This is a genomic window from Microvirga sp. P4_G7, assembly GCF_056401005.1.
The window spans coordinates 1-576 of the sequence record NZ_JBFUKD010001170.1 but is presented as its reverse complement, the minus strand read 5'-3'; the positions used below and the strand labels follow the sequence as shown (position 1 = coordinate 576).

Annotated in this window: 1 protein-coding gene; it reads left to right on the top strand. The window is 56.8% G+C overall.

Features of this window, described 5'->3' with window-relative positions:
* The first annotated feature begins 4 nt into the window (after nt 1-4).
* Entirely contained in the window at nt 5-478 is a 474-nt protein-coding gene (locus AC1DT3_RS23685) for an NAD-dependent epimerase/dehydratase family protein (RefSeq protein ID WP_477467588.1), read from the top strand.
* Nucleotides 479-576 lie beyond the last annotated feature (98 nt).

The window sequence follows — 576 nt, the reverse complement described above, 5'->3', positions numbered from 1 at the left end:
GCTTATGGGTGAGGAGGCGTGCCGATTCTATGCAGACACGTTTGGCACGAGGGTTGCTGTTTTCCGGCTGTTCAATGTCTATGGTCCCGGGCAGGGCGACAGCTTCCTTGTCCCGAGTATCTTCAAGCAGATTAGTGACCCCTCGGAAGCGTCAGTTGTTGTCTCCGATCTCCGGCCGCGTCGCGACTATATCCATATCGACGATACGGTGGCTGCGCTTCTCAACGGGCCGCAGCTGTTCAATCGCGGCCCTTTCAACGTAGGTAGCGGGCGCTCATACTCGGTCGAGGAAATCGTCCGCACGTCGCTTAGCGTTGCCCGATCCGAAAAACCATATCGCGACCGTGGCGCCCGACGCGAAAATGAAATCGACGATGTCGTTGCGGATATCACATCGTTGACGACAGCTTGCGGATGGAGGCCGCTTGTCGGTTTAGAGGACGGACTTCGCTCGGTTTGGGAGAACCAGAGGTCATGAGAACGATCGACATCATCAGTCCTGTTTATCGCGAAGAGGCGACGATCGCGGCCTTTCATAAAACGTTGACGTCCGCGGTCTCTGGTCTGGATACGCGG